The following is a 17,619-nucleotide window of genomic DNA, read 5'->3' on the forward strand; positions in this document are numbered from 1 at the left end:
ATACCTTGCATAGATTTTATCTTTATGATATTATAATATCAGTTGATAACGGATTATGCCTGCAATGTGCGTAAGTCTTTCATTATTGTCTAACCTTACTCTTTTTTAAAACGGGAATCTGGCAGTGATTTTAGGGATGTTGAATCGTCTTTGAACGAATAGCAAAACTAAAATCCAGGATACCCACCTGCCATCGCAGGTCTAGGCATATTAAAGATAACGGCATTATGGGCATATTAAAGAAGCATTGTTTTACTATATAGTAAGACAATGCTTTTTTAATTTTTAGTAAAAATTGTGTAAAATATTTTACTATCTTATTGTTATAAATATAAAAAACTCTTATACTAATTATACATATTAACAATTATTCTTATTTAGTTGCGTATTTTTAATAATTGCTTTTTATCTAATAAAGATTAACCTTTAATATGTATATAAATTTTATAATATTGATATTATACATAATAACTTACTTTTGTTTGAAAGGATGTGTTTTCAGTGAAAAAAATATACTGCGTTGAAGACGACGAAAGCGTCCGCGAATTAGTTATTTATGCACTTCAATCTTCCGGTTTTGAAGCTCATGGATTTATTAATTCTGAAGATTTTTTTCCTGCTATAAAAGAAAGTTTACCTGATTTAGTATTATTAGATATCATGCTGCCTGGCATAAGTGGTATTGATATTTTAAATGAATTACGTAAAATGCCTCAAACGGAACATCTTCCTGTTATCATGTTAACTGCACGTGGTAGTGAATATGATAAAATCACTGGACTTGATAGCGGTGCTGATGATTACGTAACAAAACCTTTTGGCGTTATGGAATTAATTGCCCGCATAAAAGCTGTTTTACGCCGTAGCAATAAAATCACAACAACATCTGTATCTGATAACAATGATTTAGTCGCTGGTAACGGTCTTTTAAAATTAAATTATGATTTTCATAAAGTATATGTTAATAATGATGAAGTTGTTTTAACCTTAAAAGAATTTGAACTTCTATATTATTTGCTTAAAAATAAGAATATTGTAATCTCCCGCGATAAAATCATGGATGAAGTATGGGATTACAATTATGCTGCTGAAACTAGAACTGTAGATGTGCATATTAAAACACTACGCCATAAATTAGGCCCTGCTAGTAAATTAATCGAAACTATACGTGGCGTTGGTTATAAAATCGTGGACTGATATTATGAATATGAAAAAGAAAATTTTCCATTATATGTGCTTTCTCATCTCTCTTTCTGTAATCTGTACGTTTATACTTACACTTACACTATGTTATCCACTATTTTTCAAACATACAAAACAGGAAGTTAAAGATGAATCAGTATATATAACTTATCTTTTTAATAATAACTTAAGTGACCCTATACAATTTTTAAACGATACTCATACTCAAACACGCATAACATGGATTGATAGTGATGGCAATGTCTTATTTGATAATAGTGCAGAAGCCACCAATATGGAAAATCATTTATTGCGTCAAGAAATTCAATCTGCATTAAGTACTGGTGTCGGCGAAGCTTATCGCATTTCCACAACGCTTGGAAGCAACACTTATTATTATGCCTTAAAATTAAATGATGGAACTATTCTCCGTCTTTCGCGCACTAATGTCAGCGCTTATGATATGCTACAAGGTTCATTGCCAATTTTATTTGCCATGATGCTTATAATCTATGCTATTTCGCTTTTAGCGGCACGACGCATGGCTAGAAATATCATTGCTCCGATAAACTCCATAAATCTTGAGCATCCTATAATGAATGACCTCTATGAAGAACTCAATCCGATGTTAATCCGCTTAGAAAATCAAAATGAACAAATTAGGCAACAGATGAAAACCTTAAAAAATCAACAGCGTGAATTCACTACTATAATCAATAATATTGAAGAAGGTTTAATTCTCGTCAATCATGCTTATAAAATTCTTTCTGTCAACCATAGTGCATTAGAAATTTTAAATGCTGATAAAATCAACTATATCGATAAAAACCTTTTCACTTTAGTAAATAACGATATTTTATATCAGGCTATCCAATCCGTCATGAATGGTGAACGACAAGAATTTTATTTTCCAATGGGTGAAAAAACGTATCAGATTATAGCCAGTCCTGTAACAAAACGCGATAAGATTAAAGGTGCTTTAATTTTATTTGTCGATATCACAGAAAAACGTATGGCTGAAAAAATGCGTCAAGAATTTTCCGCAAATGTTTCTCATGAATTAAAAACACCTCTTACATCTATTTCTGGTTTTGCTGAACTTTTGCAAAACAATATGGTTAGACCAAATGATGTACCACTATTTGCAGGAAAAATTTACAAAGAAGCACAACGCTTAATTAATTTGGTACAAGATATAATAAAGGTTTCTCAATTAGATGAAAAAAATAGTTCCTTTATGAAAGAACCGATAAATTTATCAGCTATTTGTAAACAAACTATTTTATACCTAAGCGATAAAGCATTAAAGAAACAAGTTAAGCTCAATTTTACACCTACATCTGGCTGTGAAATCTCAGCCGTTCGTCAATTAATTGATGAGCTTGTTTATAACTTAATAGAAAATGCTATAAAATACAATAAACCTAAAGGACAAGTCGATATTTTACTGAGTAAAGACTCAAATAGTGTTTCTTTATCTGTAAAAGATACTGGTATCGGCATTTCTAAAGAAGACTTGCCACATGTCTTTGAAAGATTTTATCGTGCAGATAAATCTCGTTCTCAAATCAAAGTTGAAGGAACAGGATTGGGGCTTGCTATTGTAAAACATATAGCCGAATACCACCATGCTAAACTCAGTATTTCTAGCGAATTAGATAAAGGAACGACTATAACAATTCAATTTCCTTTGATTAAAGATTAAAAATTCATTAAGCCTCTTTTTAAGAGGCTTTTTTTATTGTTTATTAAATAGTTTTTGATATAATATATATAATATTATTAAGTACAATTTCGCTCTTACTTAATAATAAAAGATTTTCAGACTAATTTTGTGAATGAGGGTGCTATTTTTATGCGATTATTGAAAAATGTAATCTGTCTTGCTATTTTAATGGTTTTCAGTTTAATTCACGCTTCTGTATCCTTTGCTGCTGACTCAGAATGGTACTGGATTAGTTCAGATGATAAATACAGTAAATTCTTTTCTATGACACGTATTACAACAGTGTCAAGTCAGAATAACATTCCAACTTGCATTGAAGACTGGATAAAAACTGGCTATGCTCCAGGTGGTGCAGCTGAAGCTATCAGTAATATGAAACTCCCTATTGATGACCCAAATAAATTAAGCTACAGTCTTGCTCGTATTCAAATCAATCCGCAAGAACGCACATTGCGCTATATGGAAGAAATTTTTTATGACAAAGACGGCACAGCTTTATACACATTAAAATATTCCAATCCTATTGTTAAAGATATCAACTCCCAATCCTTCGATGAAAAATTCTATGCAATGATTGTTGACCGTGTATTTAACAAAGGTGAAGGTGGTCGCTTAATATCTAAAGACCGTTGGCTCACATTATGGGATAATTCCTCTGGAGATAGTGCTGCTGATACAGCTACTATGCGCCAAGTAGGTAACGATATTTACACATGGATTTGGCAGGAAAACAAAGATAATGCTGGTAATGTTTCTTCTATTCAATTCATGAAAAAACAGTATAACACAAAATCTTTAACAGCTAATACTTTAAAATACCATTTCTGGTCTGCTCAAACTGGTTGGGAAGATAGAACTTCAAGTGTTACAGGTACACATTCTATTATTCCAGAAAGCACTGAAGATGTAGAATTTGGTAAAATTAAATCATACGCTGCAAACAATCCATCTTGGGTTTTCCGTTATCAGTTAAATAATCCAACTACAGTAGTTCAAAACTCAGCAACAACAACAACTACTACTGCTCCAACAACTACTCCAAGTACTACAACTACAACTAACACTACTCCAACTCCAGCAGTAACTTCTCCAGCCGCTACAGATGTAGTTAACCCAATCGGTTCTGTTGGTCCAATCGGTGCTCCTGTCAATAATTAAAGTTGCCACTGATTTATAATTGTGTTAGAATTTAGCTTAGTTACTTTGCGGCTGTAGCTCAGACGGATAGAGCATTTGCCTCCTAAGCAAAGGGTCGCGTGTTCGACTCACGCCAGTCGCACCATAATTATTGCAAATACAAAAGGTCAGCTAAAAAATAGCTGACCTTTTTTGTCTTACGATTAATCTTCATCTGGTTTTTGTCCATCATGTGCTTTCCACTTACATTCAGTTATCTGCATATCAGAAAATACTGCTTTAAAAGATGAATCTTCTGGTGAACAAGCATATATTCCGAATTTTATTTTTCCCGCACCTTTATGCATATGACAAACACGCATTTGATTAAATACTTTGCCATCTGTTGAGCATTCAATACAGTAATCATCTTCTCTGCGGCTGAAACGATACCACATAGATTTTACTGAAGCATCTATAACAGTTGTAGCCCAATCTGAATATCCTTGATTTGTAACGACACTGCCTAGATGTTGATACTCTTCATTTTCATATTCAATTGAACCTTTAAGCCAATTTTCGCTGTCTAAATACATAACTATGCCACATTGGTCAAAGCGATGATGGCTGTCATCAAACTGAGTTTTCACAACAAAACTAAAGTATTTTTCTTCAGTTTCCATTTGAAATACAGGTGCATTATCATTGCGAAAATGATAATACGTTCTTTGCCACAAATCCGTATGCGGTTTTGTAACGATTTCTACTACATCACCATTAATTTTGTAGCTTTCTGGTTCTCTTGTCCATTTAAATTTACTAAAATCCATTTATATCACCATGTTTACAACAATTTTTTTCATTATAGCAAAAATCCATATTCCAAACAAATTTATCCTTCTTAATAAAAAAGGAGATATACTCAAATACAATCGAATATATCTCTTTTTTATTTATACTTTTTCTAAAACATATACGTAGCTTGCAAAATCTTCTAAAATAGGCTTGCTTACAATACCTGCATACATCAATTCATCGCCACCATAACAAATACCATTCGTTTTAGATTTATAAATTCCATTTTCATCTAAGCCCTTTAAACGAACAGGTGTATTGACGCGCAATGGTTCTGCAAGAATTTTAAAATAACAATATATAACAGTCTTTTTATCTTCTGAAACAAAATTCCATGCTACTTCATTTCCATTTTGTGGATTTTTTAAACGATAAAAACTTCCTTTTTGAATTACTTCCCTAATACTTTTATAGAATGCAATCTGCTCTTTTATCGCTTCTTTTTCTTCATCACTTATCTGTGCTAAATCCATTTCATATCCCAAATTTCCAGACATCGCTACAATAAATCTTGTCTGTAGCGGTGTTACGCGACCTACTTGATGATTAGGCACAGCTGATACATGTGCTCCCATGGTTATCGGCGGAAATAACAAGCTCGTTCCATATTGTATTTTCATGCGACAAACAGCATCAGTATTATCACTTGTCCAAGTCTGTGGCATATAATAGAGCATTCCCGCATCAAAACGACCGCCACCACTTGAACAACCTTCAAATAACACATTAGGAAATCTCTTATTTAATTCATCTAAGATATGATAAAGTCCCAGCATATAGCGATGAGACAATTCTCTCTGTCTATCTTTTTCAAGATAATATGAACCTAAATCTGTGATATGCCTATTCATATCCCATTTTACATATGTTACGTTAGTTTTGCTCAATACTTTGCTTAAAGACTCAATAACATAATCGCAAACTTCTGGATTAGATAAATCAAGCACATACTGACATCTACTCAATATCGGTTCATAATTTTGACTTCGTATAATCCAATCCGAATGTTTTCTATACAAATCACTATTTGGCGAAACCATTTCCGGTTCAAACCAAATACCAACTTGCATACCCATTTTATTTATTTCTTTTACTAAATGCTCAATGCCATTAGGAAATTTATTTTCATCTTCTACCCAATCGCCTAAAGCATTTTTATCGCAGACTCTATTTTTAAACCAACCATCATCTAATACGAATAATTCTATGCCTAAATCAGCTGCTTTTTTTGCCAAAGAAAGACATTTTTCTTCATCTACATCAAAACAAAAAGCTTCCCAGCTATTAATCAGGATAGGTCTTATTTTTTCTCTATATACACCTCGACAAAGACGTTTTCTATACATATTATGAAAAGTCTGCGACATTTTATTCATGCCTTCATCAGAATATACCATGACCGTTTCTGGAGATACAAAACTTTCATTTTCTTTTAAACTCCAACCAAAAGTCAAAGGGTTCATTCCCATTTGCACCCTTACACTGTTATATTGTCCTGTTTGCACAACTGCCTGAAAATCTCCGCTATACACAAAATTAAAGCCCCATACTTGACCAAAATTTTCTGTAGCTTCCCTTTCCATGAGAAAAATAGCTGGTGTTTCCTGCGGACTGCTCGCACCTCTATTGCTATCTATCACGATTGTATCTGCTGATATATGTCTTCGATTGATATTTTTTTCATTTATATGTGAACCACTCAATGTTAATACATCATAATCCGTACCAGCAAAATCCATGCTCATAGCCATCAATCGTTCTAAATATAAATTCTGTTTTCCCGAATTTACAATTTCCACATGACGACATATCGCAGCAAAATCTTTAAAAATAGTATAATATAAATTTATTTTTGCCTTTAAATATTCATCTTCCAAAGTTATGCAAAGTGTAGCTGCTTCCTTGTCATTTTCCGTATATATGGCTGGCAATCCCTTTAATGACGGTTTTCCCTTGATTATTTTATATCCTTTATAAAAAAATCGCGTAACTCTCTTTCCATCTTCCGTTTGGATTACATATGCTGGACTTCTAAAATCGCCTTGGTTCATATCCGGATATTCCTGAAAAAGTGTATCCAAAGAAAAATCTCGCTCATCAGGAAAAGGATTTGAACAAAAACCTCTATCAAAAAAATATGGCTGATTTATATTTGTACTGGCATTTATGCGTTTGCCAAAATAGCGATGTCTTAAATATCGCTGTTTTTCAATACTAAAACTGTATGTAATTTCGTTATTACTCAAAATAAAAGTATTATCTTGCTTATAAATTTGCATTTTCACCATCTCCGTTTTTTTATTTATCTTTATTTTATCGCCCTTTATTTAAAGTTTAAACAGTAATAATATGTATATAATGGTAAATTCTTGCTGTGTATTCTAATATATAAATCACTATTAAAAGGAGAAAATTTTATGCCAATATCTCTACCACATCAATCCATTGGTTTTGATTTTGCCTCTGATTTATCCCTGCCAACATTAAAAGGCATTGGACTTCAATATGTTGATACACATAATTACTTTTGGGATAATTGCACCAGAAAAGATAATATCTGTTTAATTCAATACACTTTAAAAGGAGAAGGTACTATAAAAATCGATAATATTTTTTATACTCTCAAACCAAACGATGCTTTTCTTATTGATATTCCTAGCAATAGCCAATATTATTTACCTAAACACTCTTCATTTTGGGAGTTTATTTATCTGGAATTTTCTTATGAATGCCTTCCATTTATGCGAAAAATCTATCAAAACAATGGACCTGTTTTAAAAATAAATATTTCTGAAAATCTAATCAAACAATTTTTTGATATTTATGCTAAGGCTTTGCACAATCAAATAAAAACATTTTTCGAAAATACCCGCATTGCCTACAACTTATGGATAAATCTAACAGAATATGCGCTTAACCTATCTACTGCTAAAATGTCTAAAATAGATTATGTAAAACGATATATTGACCAAAATTACTATAAAAATGAATTAAACTTAGACCTTATAGCCGATGATATCGGCATTTCTAAATATTATATGTGCAAGGAATTTCACAAAAAATACGGTATCTCACCCGGCAAATATCTACGCGAAATACGCATTAGTAATGCTTGTCGCCTTTTGACAACTAACGATAATTACACATTGCAAAAAATCGCTCAATCTGTAGGCTATTCAAACGACAATTACTTCGGCAAAGTATTCAAAACAGAAAAAGGCATCAGTCCCGCTAGATACAAAAAACAATCCACAAAATACGATTTAATTCGCACTGTATATGAAACTGTTAAATAATGTAACTATATCAAATGTTTTTACTATATGCACAATTTTAATTAAAGCTATTGTCTAAAAATTAAATTAGGCGTATAATAATAGCGACATATAGTATTTATAAACCACTAGGGGAACCGCAAGGTTGAGAAGTTAAAACTGACCCTTAGAACCTGATATGGCTAATACCAGCGTAGGGAAGTGGCAAACGGAAATCATAGCCGATTTGCAACTTTGCAAATCGGCTTTTTTACATAATTTTTTAGGAGGATTTAACATATGACAATGACTCAAATGCAAGCTGCTAGAGCTGGCAAAATCACTGATGAAATGAAAATCGTAGCTCAAGAAGAAAAAATGGATATAAATGTTCTCAAAGAACGCGTTGCAAACGGTACAATTGCTATTTGTGCTAATATCAATCATAAAAATCTTCATCCATACGGTGTAGGCGAAGGATTATGTACTAAAGTCAATGCTAATATCGGTACTTCTAGTGCTTTTCCAGACCCAGAACCAGAAATAGAAAAACTCAATATCGCTATTGCTGCTGGTGCTCATTCCGTAATGGATTTAAGCACAGGTAATAATATCGATGCATCTCGCCATGCAATTTTAGAACATTCCACTGTTATGGTTGGCACTGTACCAATTTATCAAGCTACTGTTACAGCTATAAAAGAACGCGGTGCTGTCGTTAAAATGACAGAAGATGATTTACTTCATACTATTGAAAAACAAGCCAAGGATGGCGCAGATTTTATGACAATTCATTGTGGTGTAACTATGGATGTTATAAATCGCATGCGCGCTGAAGGCCGTTATATGGACGTTGTAAGTCGTGGCGGTTCCTTCATAACTGGCTGGATGCTTTACAATGAAAAAAATAATCCACTTTATGAACGCTATGATGATATCTTAGATATCTGTGCAAAATACGATGTAACCATGAGTCTTGGTGATGGTCTTCGCCCTGGTTGCTTAGCAGATGCAACTGACCACGCTCAAATTCAAGAACTCTTAAATTTAGGCGGACTTGTTAAACGCGCTTGGGATAGAGGCGTACAAGTAATGGTTGAAGGTCCAGGTCATGTACCATTTGACCAGATTGCTACTAATATGAAATTACAAAAAAGTCTTTGTCATAATGCTCCATTTTATGTACTTGGCCCACTCGTTACTGATGTTGCTCCAGGTTATGACCATATTACAGCAGCTATCGGCGGAACTATGGCAGCAGTTAACGGTGCAGACTTTTTATGCTATGTAACACCTGCTGAGCATCTCGCTTTACCAAATAACCAAGATGTTAAAGACGGCGTAATCGTAACACGCATTGCAGCTCATGCAGCTGATATCGTAAAAGGCGTACCTGGTGCTAGAGAATGGGATTTAAACATGGCAAAAGCTCGCAAACAACTCGATTGGGAAGCTCAGATGAAGCTTGCCATTGACCCACAGACAGCACGCGAAAAACGCGCTTCTCGCAATCCTGAAGGTACAACAGCTTGCTCCATGTGCGGTGATTATTGCGCTGTAGAAATCGTCAATAAATATCTCGGTGCTACTATTGAACATTGTTAATTAAGTCTTCTATTTTCAAATCACATATCAAAAAAAGGAAGTACAAAATTGTACTTCCTTTTTATTTTATAAATACGCCAAACTCAAAGGCATCTTATAATTCTTTTTCATCTTTTATATCATCAATATCTATCTAAATTTTATCAGCTAATTCTATAGCTTTTTTACAACCATCAGTTTTATTTATATCGCCTATATTTAAAACGCCTGGAATTAAAACTTCTCCTACCATCTTCCATTTTAAAAGAGCAGCTGAACGTTCGATAGGAATTCTAACGCCATCGAGAACAGACATATCTTCTTCTTCGCAACAAGCAATTATAGCACATTCTTTGCCAGCTATATCTTTTCCTGCTACGCAGAATGAAAACATCTTATCAACTACAGCTTTTATTTGAGCTGGAATACTATACCAATATACCGGCATAGAAAAAACTACTGTATCAGCTTCTAAAATATCCGGAGCAATCATATTGAAATCATCATCATAAGAACATGCTTTTCCCGTTTTAAAACAAGTTTCACAAGCATGACAGCCACCCACATTTTTCATAGCAGCATCAAAGCGTGTTACTTCATGTCCCTTTTTTTCTAAAGCTTCAATAAAAGCTTGTGTCATAGCAAAACTATTGCCATTTTTGCGTGGGCTACCTGTAATCACAACAATTTTCTTACTCATAATAATTCCTCCCAACAAATACACACAATATTTTTAAAATTATTTTTAAGAATTGTAGTAAATTGACTTTATTTTTATTTGTTACTACAATTATAGCAATAATATAACCTTTAACAAGTACGCACATTAAAGTATAATACTTACCTAAAGGAGAGTGTAATTATGAATAATCGCTGTATTTCTCAAGAAAATCTCAATGAAACAGGCTTTAGCTATACCTTATCATTAATCAATGGCAAATATAAAATGACAATTTTATACACACTTATGGAATTTGGCGTCGTTCGTTTTAATGAAATGAAAAGATATATAGGCAATATCTCCTACAAAACTTTGAGCGTTTCTCTAAAAGAATTAGAAGCAGATAAATTAATTCACCGCAAAGAATATCCGCAAATTCCGCCAAAAGTTGAATACAGTTTAACAAAACGCGGTAAATCATTAATCCCTATCTTGGATATGATGTGCGAGTGGGGCGACAATAATCGCATATAATTATAAACTCGCTCCTAAGGCATACGCCTTATTAGGAAAATCTGTTTTTTCTATTTGTTCTCTAGTCAAACAACCAGGAGCTAAAACCCTTCCTACATCATCCCATTCCATATACCTAACTAAAGTATTATAATGGTCAGTTATTGCCATCATCGTTAAATCAGTATTACTACCTGCCGTCACTAGTAATACTGATTTTTTATGATGTAATCTACCTGTACGCGAATAAAAACGGTCAACTATCGTCTTTATCTGTGCTGTCATCGCGAAAAAATATACAGGTGTAGCTAAAACAATTAAATCAGCTTGCAATAATTGTGGCATCAATTTTTGCTGAATTGCATCATTTTGTATGCAATCGCCATCCATACCGCACCTATCACAGCCAAGACACGGATGAATATCTTCAAACGCTGCATTAAAACGATAAACTGTGTGTCCTACACTTTGAGCTCCTTCTATAAATCTATCTGCTAAAAGTGCTGATGTACCTTCCTTATGCGGGCTACCTGTTACTACTACTATTTTCATTTTTATTTCTCCTCATATACAAAAAATCATATATTAACGCCCATTTGATAAGCTTGATTAGGAAAATCGCTACGTTCTATAGCTGAACGATATCCGCATCCAATAGCTAAAACTTTTCCTATATCTTGCCACTTCATATACTGTACTAATGATTCATAATGCTTTACAAGTGAACTCATCGTCCAATCCGCACTATTCCATGCAGTAGCCATTAAGATTGATTTTTTATTTTGTAATTTTTCAATACGCGCATAAAAACGGTCAATTACAGTTTTTATCTGCGTTGACATCCCATAGTAATACAATGGTGTAATAAGTACAATGAGGTCAGCTTCTAATAAATGTGGCATTAAATCTTTTTCAATAGTATCACCTTGAATACAAGCTCCATCTCTACCGCAGCGATTACAACCAAGACATGGATGTGTATCTTCAAAAGCCGCATTAAAACGGTAAACCGTATGTCCTACACTTTGCGCCCCTTCTATAAATCTATCTGCTAAAAGTGCTGATGTACCATTTCGATGTGGACTTCCCGTTATTACAACAATTTTCATATTTTCACCTTCAATATTAGTAGCAGCCTTAGCATTATCCGTATTTTCTCCCGGTAACATAGATAAGCCACAACCACTTAAAAATAAAGTAAATATACCAGCTCCACTAAATTTGATAAATTCTCTCCTATTCATCATTATCTTCCTCATTTTATTTCTTCAAGCTTTTCTACAGTGATATTACCAGATAAATTTTTAATCAAATCTTTACCCGATACAGCATATCCCAATTCATATAAATCATTATTAGGATTTGCTTTATCATAAAACATCACTACATTTCCCCATGGTCTGTAATAAGCCAATGTTCCCATATCTACATTTGACGGATGTGGGGTATTTTTTACATCTAAACTACCACTTGGATAAAAAATTTTTTCATTATTACTAAAATTCTCTATCTTAATATTAATAGGAAGTTGATTGTATAAATCTTGTGCCGCTTGACTATCATTTAAAACAAATACAATAGTATCGCCTTGTTCGCTAATCACTTTAAACCGTTTATCTACTTTAACATCATCTTTTTTATTTTCATCTTTTAAATTTGAAACATCTTCCTCTACTTTTATATTATCTTTTGTAGCTATATCCGCCTCATTAACTTGAGCACTACACGCTGTTAAAGAAAAAATCAAGCATGATAAAAATACCAATATTATCCATTTTTTCATCAATCTACACCGCTTTTTATTTTCATTTCTTTACTCATCTTACAAAGATTTATCTTTATAAATAAACGCTTAATGCTATAACCCACCATAGTGCCAAAACTCATTATAGCTATATAATCAATTAAACACCCTGATAAAGATTGATTTATATTAAAAAAGACAAAACCTTGTTGTAAAAATAAATAAGATATTATATTCTGCCTTACAAATGCAAATACACCATAACAAGCCAATAAAATTCCAGCAAAACGAATTATTTCTTTATACATATCATTTAATTTAATTGCATTTACTATAGGAGTTAAATTTGTACCTAAATGTAAAGACAATAATACAAAACACCAATATGCAGTCAATAAATGCAACAATCTAGCCATTTCTATACTATTCGCTGTTTTTATAAAATTTGGCGTATACGTAGCAAAAATCATTCCACTGATTATAAGCCCAATCATCATAACAAATATCAAAAAATTAAGCCCTATAAAAAATATCCTCATCCCAGAATATTTTCCTTTAAATACACTAAAAAACCATTTGCGATTTAAAATAATATGCACTATAAACAATATAAAAAATACTGTTCCTACTATTTCATGATTATCAATGCCGATTAGTAAATATGCCATGGATAAAAGCAAGGTTACTATCAGCATACCATCTACAATGACTTTAAAATTCAAATTACGCATTTTATACTCTTCCTTTCTCCATGACATATCTAGATAAAACTTATTTACAAACAGCACTAATACAGCCAATTGCATTTAAAGTACGTGGAAAACCGATAAATGGCAAACACTGAGTAGCTGCTTCAATGAGCATTTCTTTTGTATTGCCTACACTGATATTTGCACTAGCATGTGCTTTAGCCTGTGGTTCACATCCACCCAAACAAATGATTGCACTAAAAGTGATGAGTTCACGCATTTTTAAATCTAAAGTGCCTCTCGTATAATAATCACCAAAACAATATGCTGATAAATAATCTTGAATATGCTTTAATTCTTCTGGTGCATTTTCTCTCATTGTATTGATATTTTCTTTTCCAAAAATACTTTGTTGTACAGTAAGTCCTTTAATAAAACGAGTTGCTTCATCAACTGTAGCTTGATTTTCAAGTGGAAATTTTATATTTTGCTGCACGAATACTTCATTTACTTCATCTAATGCAGCCTGTACTCTTGAAATTCCTATATACGGCGCACACTGATACAAAGTTTCCGTTATTTCTTCTGGTTTTACCTCTAAATTCAAAGCTGCTTTTGTATATTTAATAAGCGGTTTTAAAGTTTGCACTGTTGTAAGTACTGTTAAAATAATCAATACCTTTTGTTTATCAGTGAGTATATTACGAGATAAATTATCGCCATAAACGAAATTTTTAATTATCTCTTTAAATTCACTATCTTTACCATCATCACAACAATTTTCTTGATTAAACCATTTTTTATTTATCACTTCTGCTTTTTCTTCTCTATTCATGAAACATACCTTCTTTAAAATTTTCTTTTTATTAAATTTACACCATTAAGTTTACTTAAAGTCAATACTTAAAAATTTATTTACCTGTAAGCTTTTCTTGTTCTTCTGGATATCTTGCTCCTACAATTTCAATAGAATTTAATTTTTCTCTAATCTGCATCAATTCTTCTGTAGTAAATTTAACCTTAACACTGCCAAGATTTTCTTGTACTCGCGTTATCTTCTTTGTTCCTGGAATTGGTACAATCCACGGTTTTTGCGCTAAAAGCCATGCTAGAGCAATCTGTGCAGGTGTTACATTTTTATCTTTTGCTAAAATTTGTACATATTCAACAAGTTTCATATTCTGCTGTAAATTTTCCGAATTAAAACGGGGTATTTGACTTCTAAAATCACTCTTATCAAAATGGGTATCTTTATTAAAACGACCTGTAAGTACAGCTTTTCCCAAAGGGCTAAATGGCACAAAACCAATTTTCAGCTCTTCCAATGTAGGCAATAATTCTTTTTCTACATTGCGATACCACATAGAATATTCACTTTGTACAGCTGTGAGTGGATATACAGCATGTGCCTTGCGAACAGTTGCCGCACTCGCTTCTGAAAGTCCCCAATGAAGTACTTTGCCTTCTTTGACTAAATCTTTAATCGTTTCAGCTACTTCTTCAATCGGTGTATCAGGGTCAACACGATGTTGATAATATAAATCAATATGGTCTGTTTTAAGTCGCTTTAATGAGCCTTCAATAGCTCTGCGAATTACCTTTGGATTGCTTGATAATGCAATCGGTCTTCCTGCTTCATCTAATTTATTATTTTCAATATCATAACCAAATTTTGTCGCGATGATAACTTTATCTCGATATGGTGCTAAAGCTTCACCTAAAAGTTCTTCATTCGTATAAGGACCATAAACCTCTGCTGTATCAAAAAAATTTACACCTAATTCCACTGCTTGACGAATTACATTTATCGCTTCTTCTTTAGGTAAATACGGTGGATAACTTTGTGTAAATCCCATACAACCAAGACCAATAGCTGATACTTTAAGACCATTTCTTCCTAAAACTCTCATTTCCATTATAAAATACACTCCTATCAATATTTATTATTGTTCAAAATGAATATTATGCAGACGATATACTTCCTCAAGACTCGTTATATTCAAAATTAAACTTTGCTTTCTATCCATATCTTCAATACATTTCATCTCTTCATTAGATAAAATAAAATCATCTATTTCCCAGTTTTCTTTTAAACGTTCTTCATGTATTGATTTAGGGATTGATATGATATCCTTTTGTCTTAACCAACGCAAAATGACCTGTGCTGATGTTTTACCATATTTTTTACCGATATTTACTAAGAGTTCATTTTTAAATATATTATCTCTGCCTTCAGCAAAAGGTGCCCAAGCCATTGGCTTTATATCATATTTTTTCATTATTTCACACAATTTTTTTTGCTGACAAAATGGATGTAATTCAATCTGATTGATTGCTGGTACAATCTTATGACTCAAAATCAAATCAATTAATCTATCCTCTAAGAAATTACATACACCGATTGCCTTTATTTTCCCAGCTTCATATAATTCTTCCATAGCTTGCCAACTTCCATGATAATCACCATATGGCATATGCACTAAATACAAGTCCAAATAATCCGTTTTTAAATTCTCTAACGTTTTAGCAAAAGATTTTTTCGTTTTTTCATATCCTGCATCTTGTATCCATACTTTAGAAGAAATAAATATATCTCTTCTAGCAATACCACTTTTTTCTATAGCTTTACCTACAGCTTTTTCATTTCCATAACAAGCTGCCGTATCAATCATACGATAGCCAATCTTTAAAGCTTGTGATACAGCCTGTTCACATATATCTTCATTCGTTATCTGAAAAACACCCATTCCTTCTATGGGCATCTTAATTCCATTATTTAACTGTACCATTTTCATTTAAATCACCTTTTACTTTTTATACTCTTATTTATTTCATAACGAAGATAATCCAATCGATCTAATTGTTTTTCACGAAAATGAATTCTATCCAATATAGCATCTCTTTTTTCATTAAGCATATCTAATTGTTTTTTATCTGTGTCTTTATCATTTAATAAAAGGCGCATATAAATTTCTATTTCCTCCGAATTAAAACCCACATCGTGTAATGTCATAATTAAACTGAGTTTTTCTAAATCACTATCATCATATTGCCATTTGCCCATTACCTTTTTTACAGCACTACACAATCCCCAACGCTCATATTCATCCAAAATTCTAATTGGTATATTAAAATGTTTGCTTGCTTCTTGTTTTGTCATAATATGTTCTGTCATATTACCTTCCCCTGTATTAAAAATTAATCAATATTAATTAATTTATATTTATTATTACCCATTTTTAATTCACTCATAGCCGAAAGTTGGCGTAACCCTTTACGCGACTCAATACGTTCTACTAAATCATGACGATATTTCTCTGGTTGTGCATATACTAAATCAACAGAAGCTTGGTCTATTGCCAATAAATCCGTAGAAGCCAATATACCAATATCTGGAATTGTCGGTTCTTCTGCATTTATACCTACACAATCACAATCAACAGACATTCGACGCATAACATTGATATATACAATATGCTTACCAAAATAATCAATTATTCCTTTAGCCGAGTCTGCCATATTTTCCATAAATCGTTCTTCACCAGGCCATTCATCACTTGTTTTTGGTAAAATCTGTCCTATACCATGTACCATACGTTTTCCAACTTGTCCATCAGCACAGCCAATAGCCAAATTTTTCATAGAACCACCAAAACCTCCTCTTGGATGACCTTTAAAATGTGTAAGCACTACCATAGAATCATAATTCAACATATTTTTTCCTACAGATATTTCTTTTAAATGTTTACCACCACGCACAGGAAGCATTGCAGTTCCATTTTCATCCATAATATCTACTGGGCAAAATGTCCAACCATTCACTTTAAGTGTTTCTCGATGTTTTTCTGTAGTATCTCTATCTCCTACATAAAGCGTATTCGTTTCTACTATATTACTATTTGGTATATGTGCTTGAAATGCTTTAACCATATCACGAGGTAAAATATTAGGTCCGTGCTGTTCACCTGTATGAAGTTTTATCGCAACTTTACCATAAATACTTTCATTAATTAAATCATATAAATTTATTAAATGTTCAACATCAATGTATTTTGTAAAATAAACCTTAGCATAAGAACCATTTATATTTTTTAAATTAGTAAAATCTTTACTACCAATTACAGGAGCTTGAGCAAATGCTGGAGTAAAATTTATAAACGGAGATATTGCTAATCCCATAGCAACACCACTTGCCATCTTAAAAAAATTTCGTCTTGTAAAATTTTGCATAAATAAATCAACCCCTTTTTCACTGTTTTTTAACGTAGTAAACACTAATTTCTTAATTAATTTAC

18 protein-coding genes, 1 tRNA gene, 1 other RNA gene and 1 riboswitch are annotated in these 17,619 nt (G+C 32.6%); of the genes, 8 read left to right on the top strand and 12 right to left on the bottom strand.

Annotation, left to right across the window (positions count from 1 at the left end):
* The first annotated feature begins 53 nt into the window (after window positions 1-53).
* From ssrS to CKV65_RS08305, 5 genes are all read left to right on the top strand, one after another.
* Window positions 54-238: non-coding RNA, 6S RNA (ssrS, locus tag CKV65_RS08285), on the top strand.
* Between the two features lie 263 nt (window positions 239-501).
* Complete coding sequence (locus CKV65_RS08290) at window positions 502-1,197, top strand: response regulator transcription factor (protein ID WP_027890189.1); 696 nt, start codon at window positions 502-504, stop codon at window positions 1,195-1,197.
* Window positions 1,198-1,207: 10 nt separating this feature from the next.
* Window positions 1,208-2,887: a sensor histidine kinase gene (locus tag CKV65_RS08295; protein WP_027890188.1), complete on the top strand. Its 1,680-nt coding sequence runs from the start codon at window positions 1,208-1,210 to the stop codon at window positions 2,885-2,887.
* 150 nt (window positions 2,888-3,037) lie between these two features.
* Window positions 3,038-4,066 carry a hypothetical protein gene (locus tag CKV65_RS08300; protein ID WP_036254694.1) on the top strand — a complete coding sequence of 343 codons (1,029 nt, stop codon included), beginning with the start codon at window positions 3,038-3,040 and terminating at the stop codon, window positions 4,064-4,066.
* Between the two features lie 47 nt (window positions 4,067-4,113).
* Window positions 4,114-4,190: transfer RNA gene (locus tag CKV65_RS08305), tRNA-Arg, on the top strand.
* A 58-nt stretch (window positions 4,191-4,248) separates the two neighbouring features.
* On the opposite strand, the gene CKV65_RS08310 is transcribed toward CKV65_RS08305, so the two are convergent.
* Entirely contained in the window at window positions 4,249-4,854 is a 606-nt protein-coding gene (locus tag CKV65_RS08310; RefSeq protein WP_027890186.1) for a DUF1349 domain-containing protein, read from the bottom strand.
* Between the two features lie 123 nt (window positions 4,855-4,977).
* Entirely contained in the window at window positions 4,978-7,158 is a 2,181-nt protein-coding gene (locus CKV65_RS08315; RefSeq protein WP_027890185.1) for an alpha-galactosidase, read from the bottom strand.
* A 138-nt stretch (window positions 7,159-7,296) separates the two neighbouring features.
* On the opposite strand from CKV65_RS08315, the gene CKV65_RS08320 reads away from it, so the two are divergent.
* A complete protein-coding gene (locus CKV65_RS08320; protein ID WP_027890184.1) occupies window positions 7,297-8,175 on the top strand; it encodes an AraC family transcriptional regulator in 879 nt (292 codons plus the stop codon).
* Between the two features lie 99 nt (window positions 8,176-8,274).
* Window positions 8,275-8,371: riboswitch (TPP riboswitch) on the top strand.
* 62 nt (window positions 8,372-8,433) lie between these two features.
* Entirely contained in the window at window positions 8,434-9,738 is a 1,305-nt protein-coding gene (gene thiC / locus CKV65_RS08325; protein ID WP_027890183.1) for a phosphomethylpyrimidine synthase ThiC, read from the top strand.
* Between the two features lie 133 nt (window positions 9,739-9,871).
* Here the strand turns inward: thiC and CKV65_RS08330 are convergent, their stop codons facing one another.
* Window positions 9,872-10,417 carry a flavodoxin family protein gene (locus tag CKV65_RS08330; RefSeq protein ID WP_027890182.1) on the bottom strand — a complete coding sequence of 182 codons (546 nt, stop codon included), beginning with the start codon at window positions 10,415-10,417 and terminating at the stop codon, window positions 9,872-9,874.
* 162 nt (window positions 10,418-10,579) lie between these two features.
* On the opposite strand from CKV65_RS08330, the gene CKV65_RS08335 reads away from it, so the two are divergent.
* Window positions 10,580-10,912 carry a winged helix-turn-helix transcriptional regulator gene (locus CKV65_RS08335; protein WP_027890181.1) on the top strand — a complete coding sequence of 111 codons (333 nt, stop codon included), beginning with the start codon at window positions 10,580-10,582 and terminating at the stop codon, window positions 10,910-10,912.
* Here CKV65_RS08335 and CKV65_RS08340 read toward each other — a convergent pair whose 3' ends face one another.
* From CKV65_RS08340 to CKV65_RS08380, 9 genes are all read right to left on the bottom strand, one after another.
* Window positions 10,913-11,443, bottom strand: a complete 531-nt coding sequence (locus tag CKV65_RS08340) for a flavodoxin family protein (protein WP_027890180.1) — start codon at window positions 11,441-11,443, stop codon at window positions 10,913-10,915.
* 26 nt (window positions 11,444-11,469) lie between these two features.
* The gene (locus CKV65_RS08345; protein WP_231922660.1) at window positions 11,470-12,138 is read right to left on the bottom strand and encodes a flavodoxin family protein; all 669 of its coding nucleotides are present in this window, start codon (window positions 12,136-12,138) and stop codon (window positions 11,470-11,472) included.
* A gap of 8 nt (window positions 12,139-12,146) precedes the next feature.
* Window positions 12,147-12,674 carry a cyclophilin-like fold protein gene (locus tag CKV65_RS08350; RefSeq protein WP_027890178.1) on the bottom strand — a complete coding sequence of 176 codons (528 nt, stop codon included), beginning with the start codon at window positions 12,672-12,674 and terminating at the stop codon, window positions 12,147-12,149.
* Complete coding sequence (locus tag CKV65_RS08355; protein ID WP_051177614.1) at window positions 12,674-13,366, bottom strand: cytochrome b/b6 domain-containing protein; 693 nt, start codon at window positions 13,364-13,366, stop codon at window positions 12,674-12,676. Before CKV65_RS08355 ends, CKV65_RS08350 begins: the two co-directional genes overlap by 1 nt.
* Window positions 13,367-13,406: 40 nt before the next feature.
* Window positions 13,407-14,159: a carboxymuconolactone decarboxylase family protein gene (locus CKV65_RS08360; RefSeq protein WP_027890177.1), complete on the bottom strand. Its 753-nt coding sequence runs from the start codon at window positions 14,157-14,159 to the stop codon at window positions 13,407-13,409.
* Between the two features lie 76 nt (window positions 14,160-14,235).
* Window positions 14,236-15,240, bottom strand: coding sequence for an aldo/keto reductase (locus tag CKV65_RS08365; protein WP_027890176.1), 1,005 nt, complete (start codon window positions 15,238-15,240; stop codon window positions 14,236-14,238).
* Between the two features lie 27 nt (window positions 15,241-15,267).
* Window positions 15,268-16,119, bottom strand: coding sequence for an aldo/keto reductase (locus tag CKV65_RS08370; RefSeq protein ID WP_027890175.1), 852 nt, complete (start codon window positions 16,117-16,119; stop codon window positions 15,268-15,270).
* Window positions 16,120-16,124: 5 nt separating this feature from the next.
* Window positions 16,125-16,499 (bottom strand): helix-turn-helix domain-containing protein, encoded by a 375-nt coding sequence (locus tag CKV65_RS08375; RefSeq protein WP_231922661.1) that lies wholly within the window; start codon window positions 16,497-16,499, stop codon window positions 16,125-16,127.
* 23 nt (window positions 16,500-16,522) lie between these two features.
* Window positions 16,523-17,554, bottom strand: coding sequence for a DUF362 domain-containing protein (locus tag CKV65_RS08380; protein WP_027890173.1), 1,032 nt, complete (start codon window positions 17,552-17,554; stop codon window positions 16,523-16,525).
* Window positions 17,555-17,619: the final 65 nt, after the last annotated feature.

It is taken from the genome of Megamonas hypermegale, from assembly GCF_900187035.1.
GTDB classification, from domain to species: domain Bacteria; phylum Bacillota; class Negativicutes; order Selenomonadales; family Selenomonadaceae; genus Megamonas; species Megamonas hypermegale.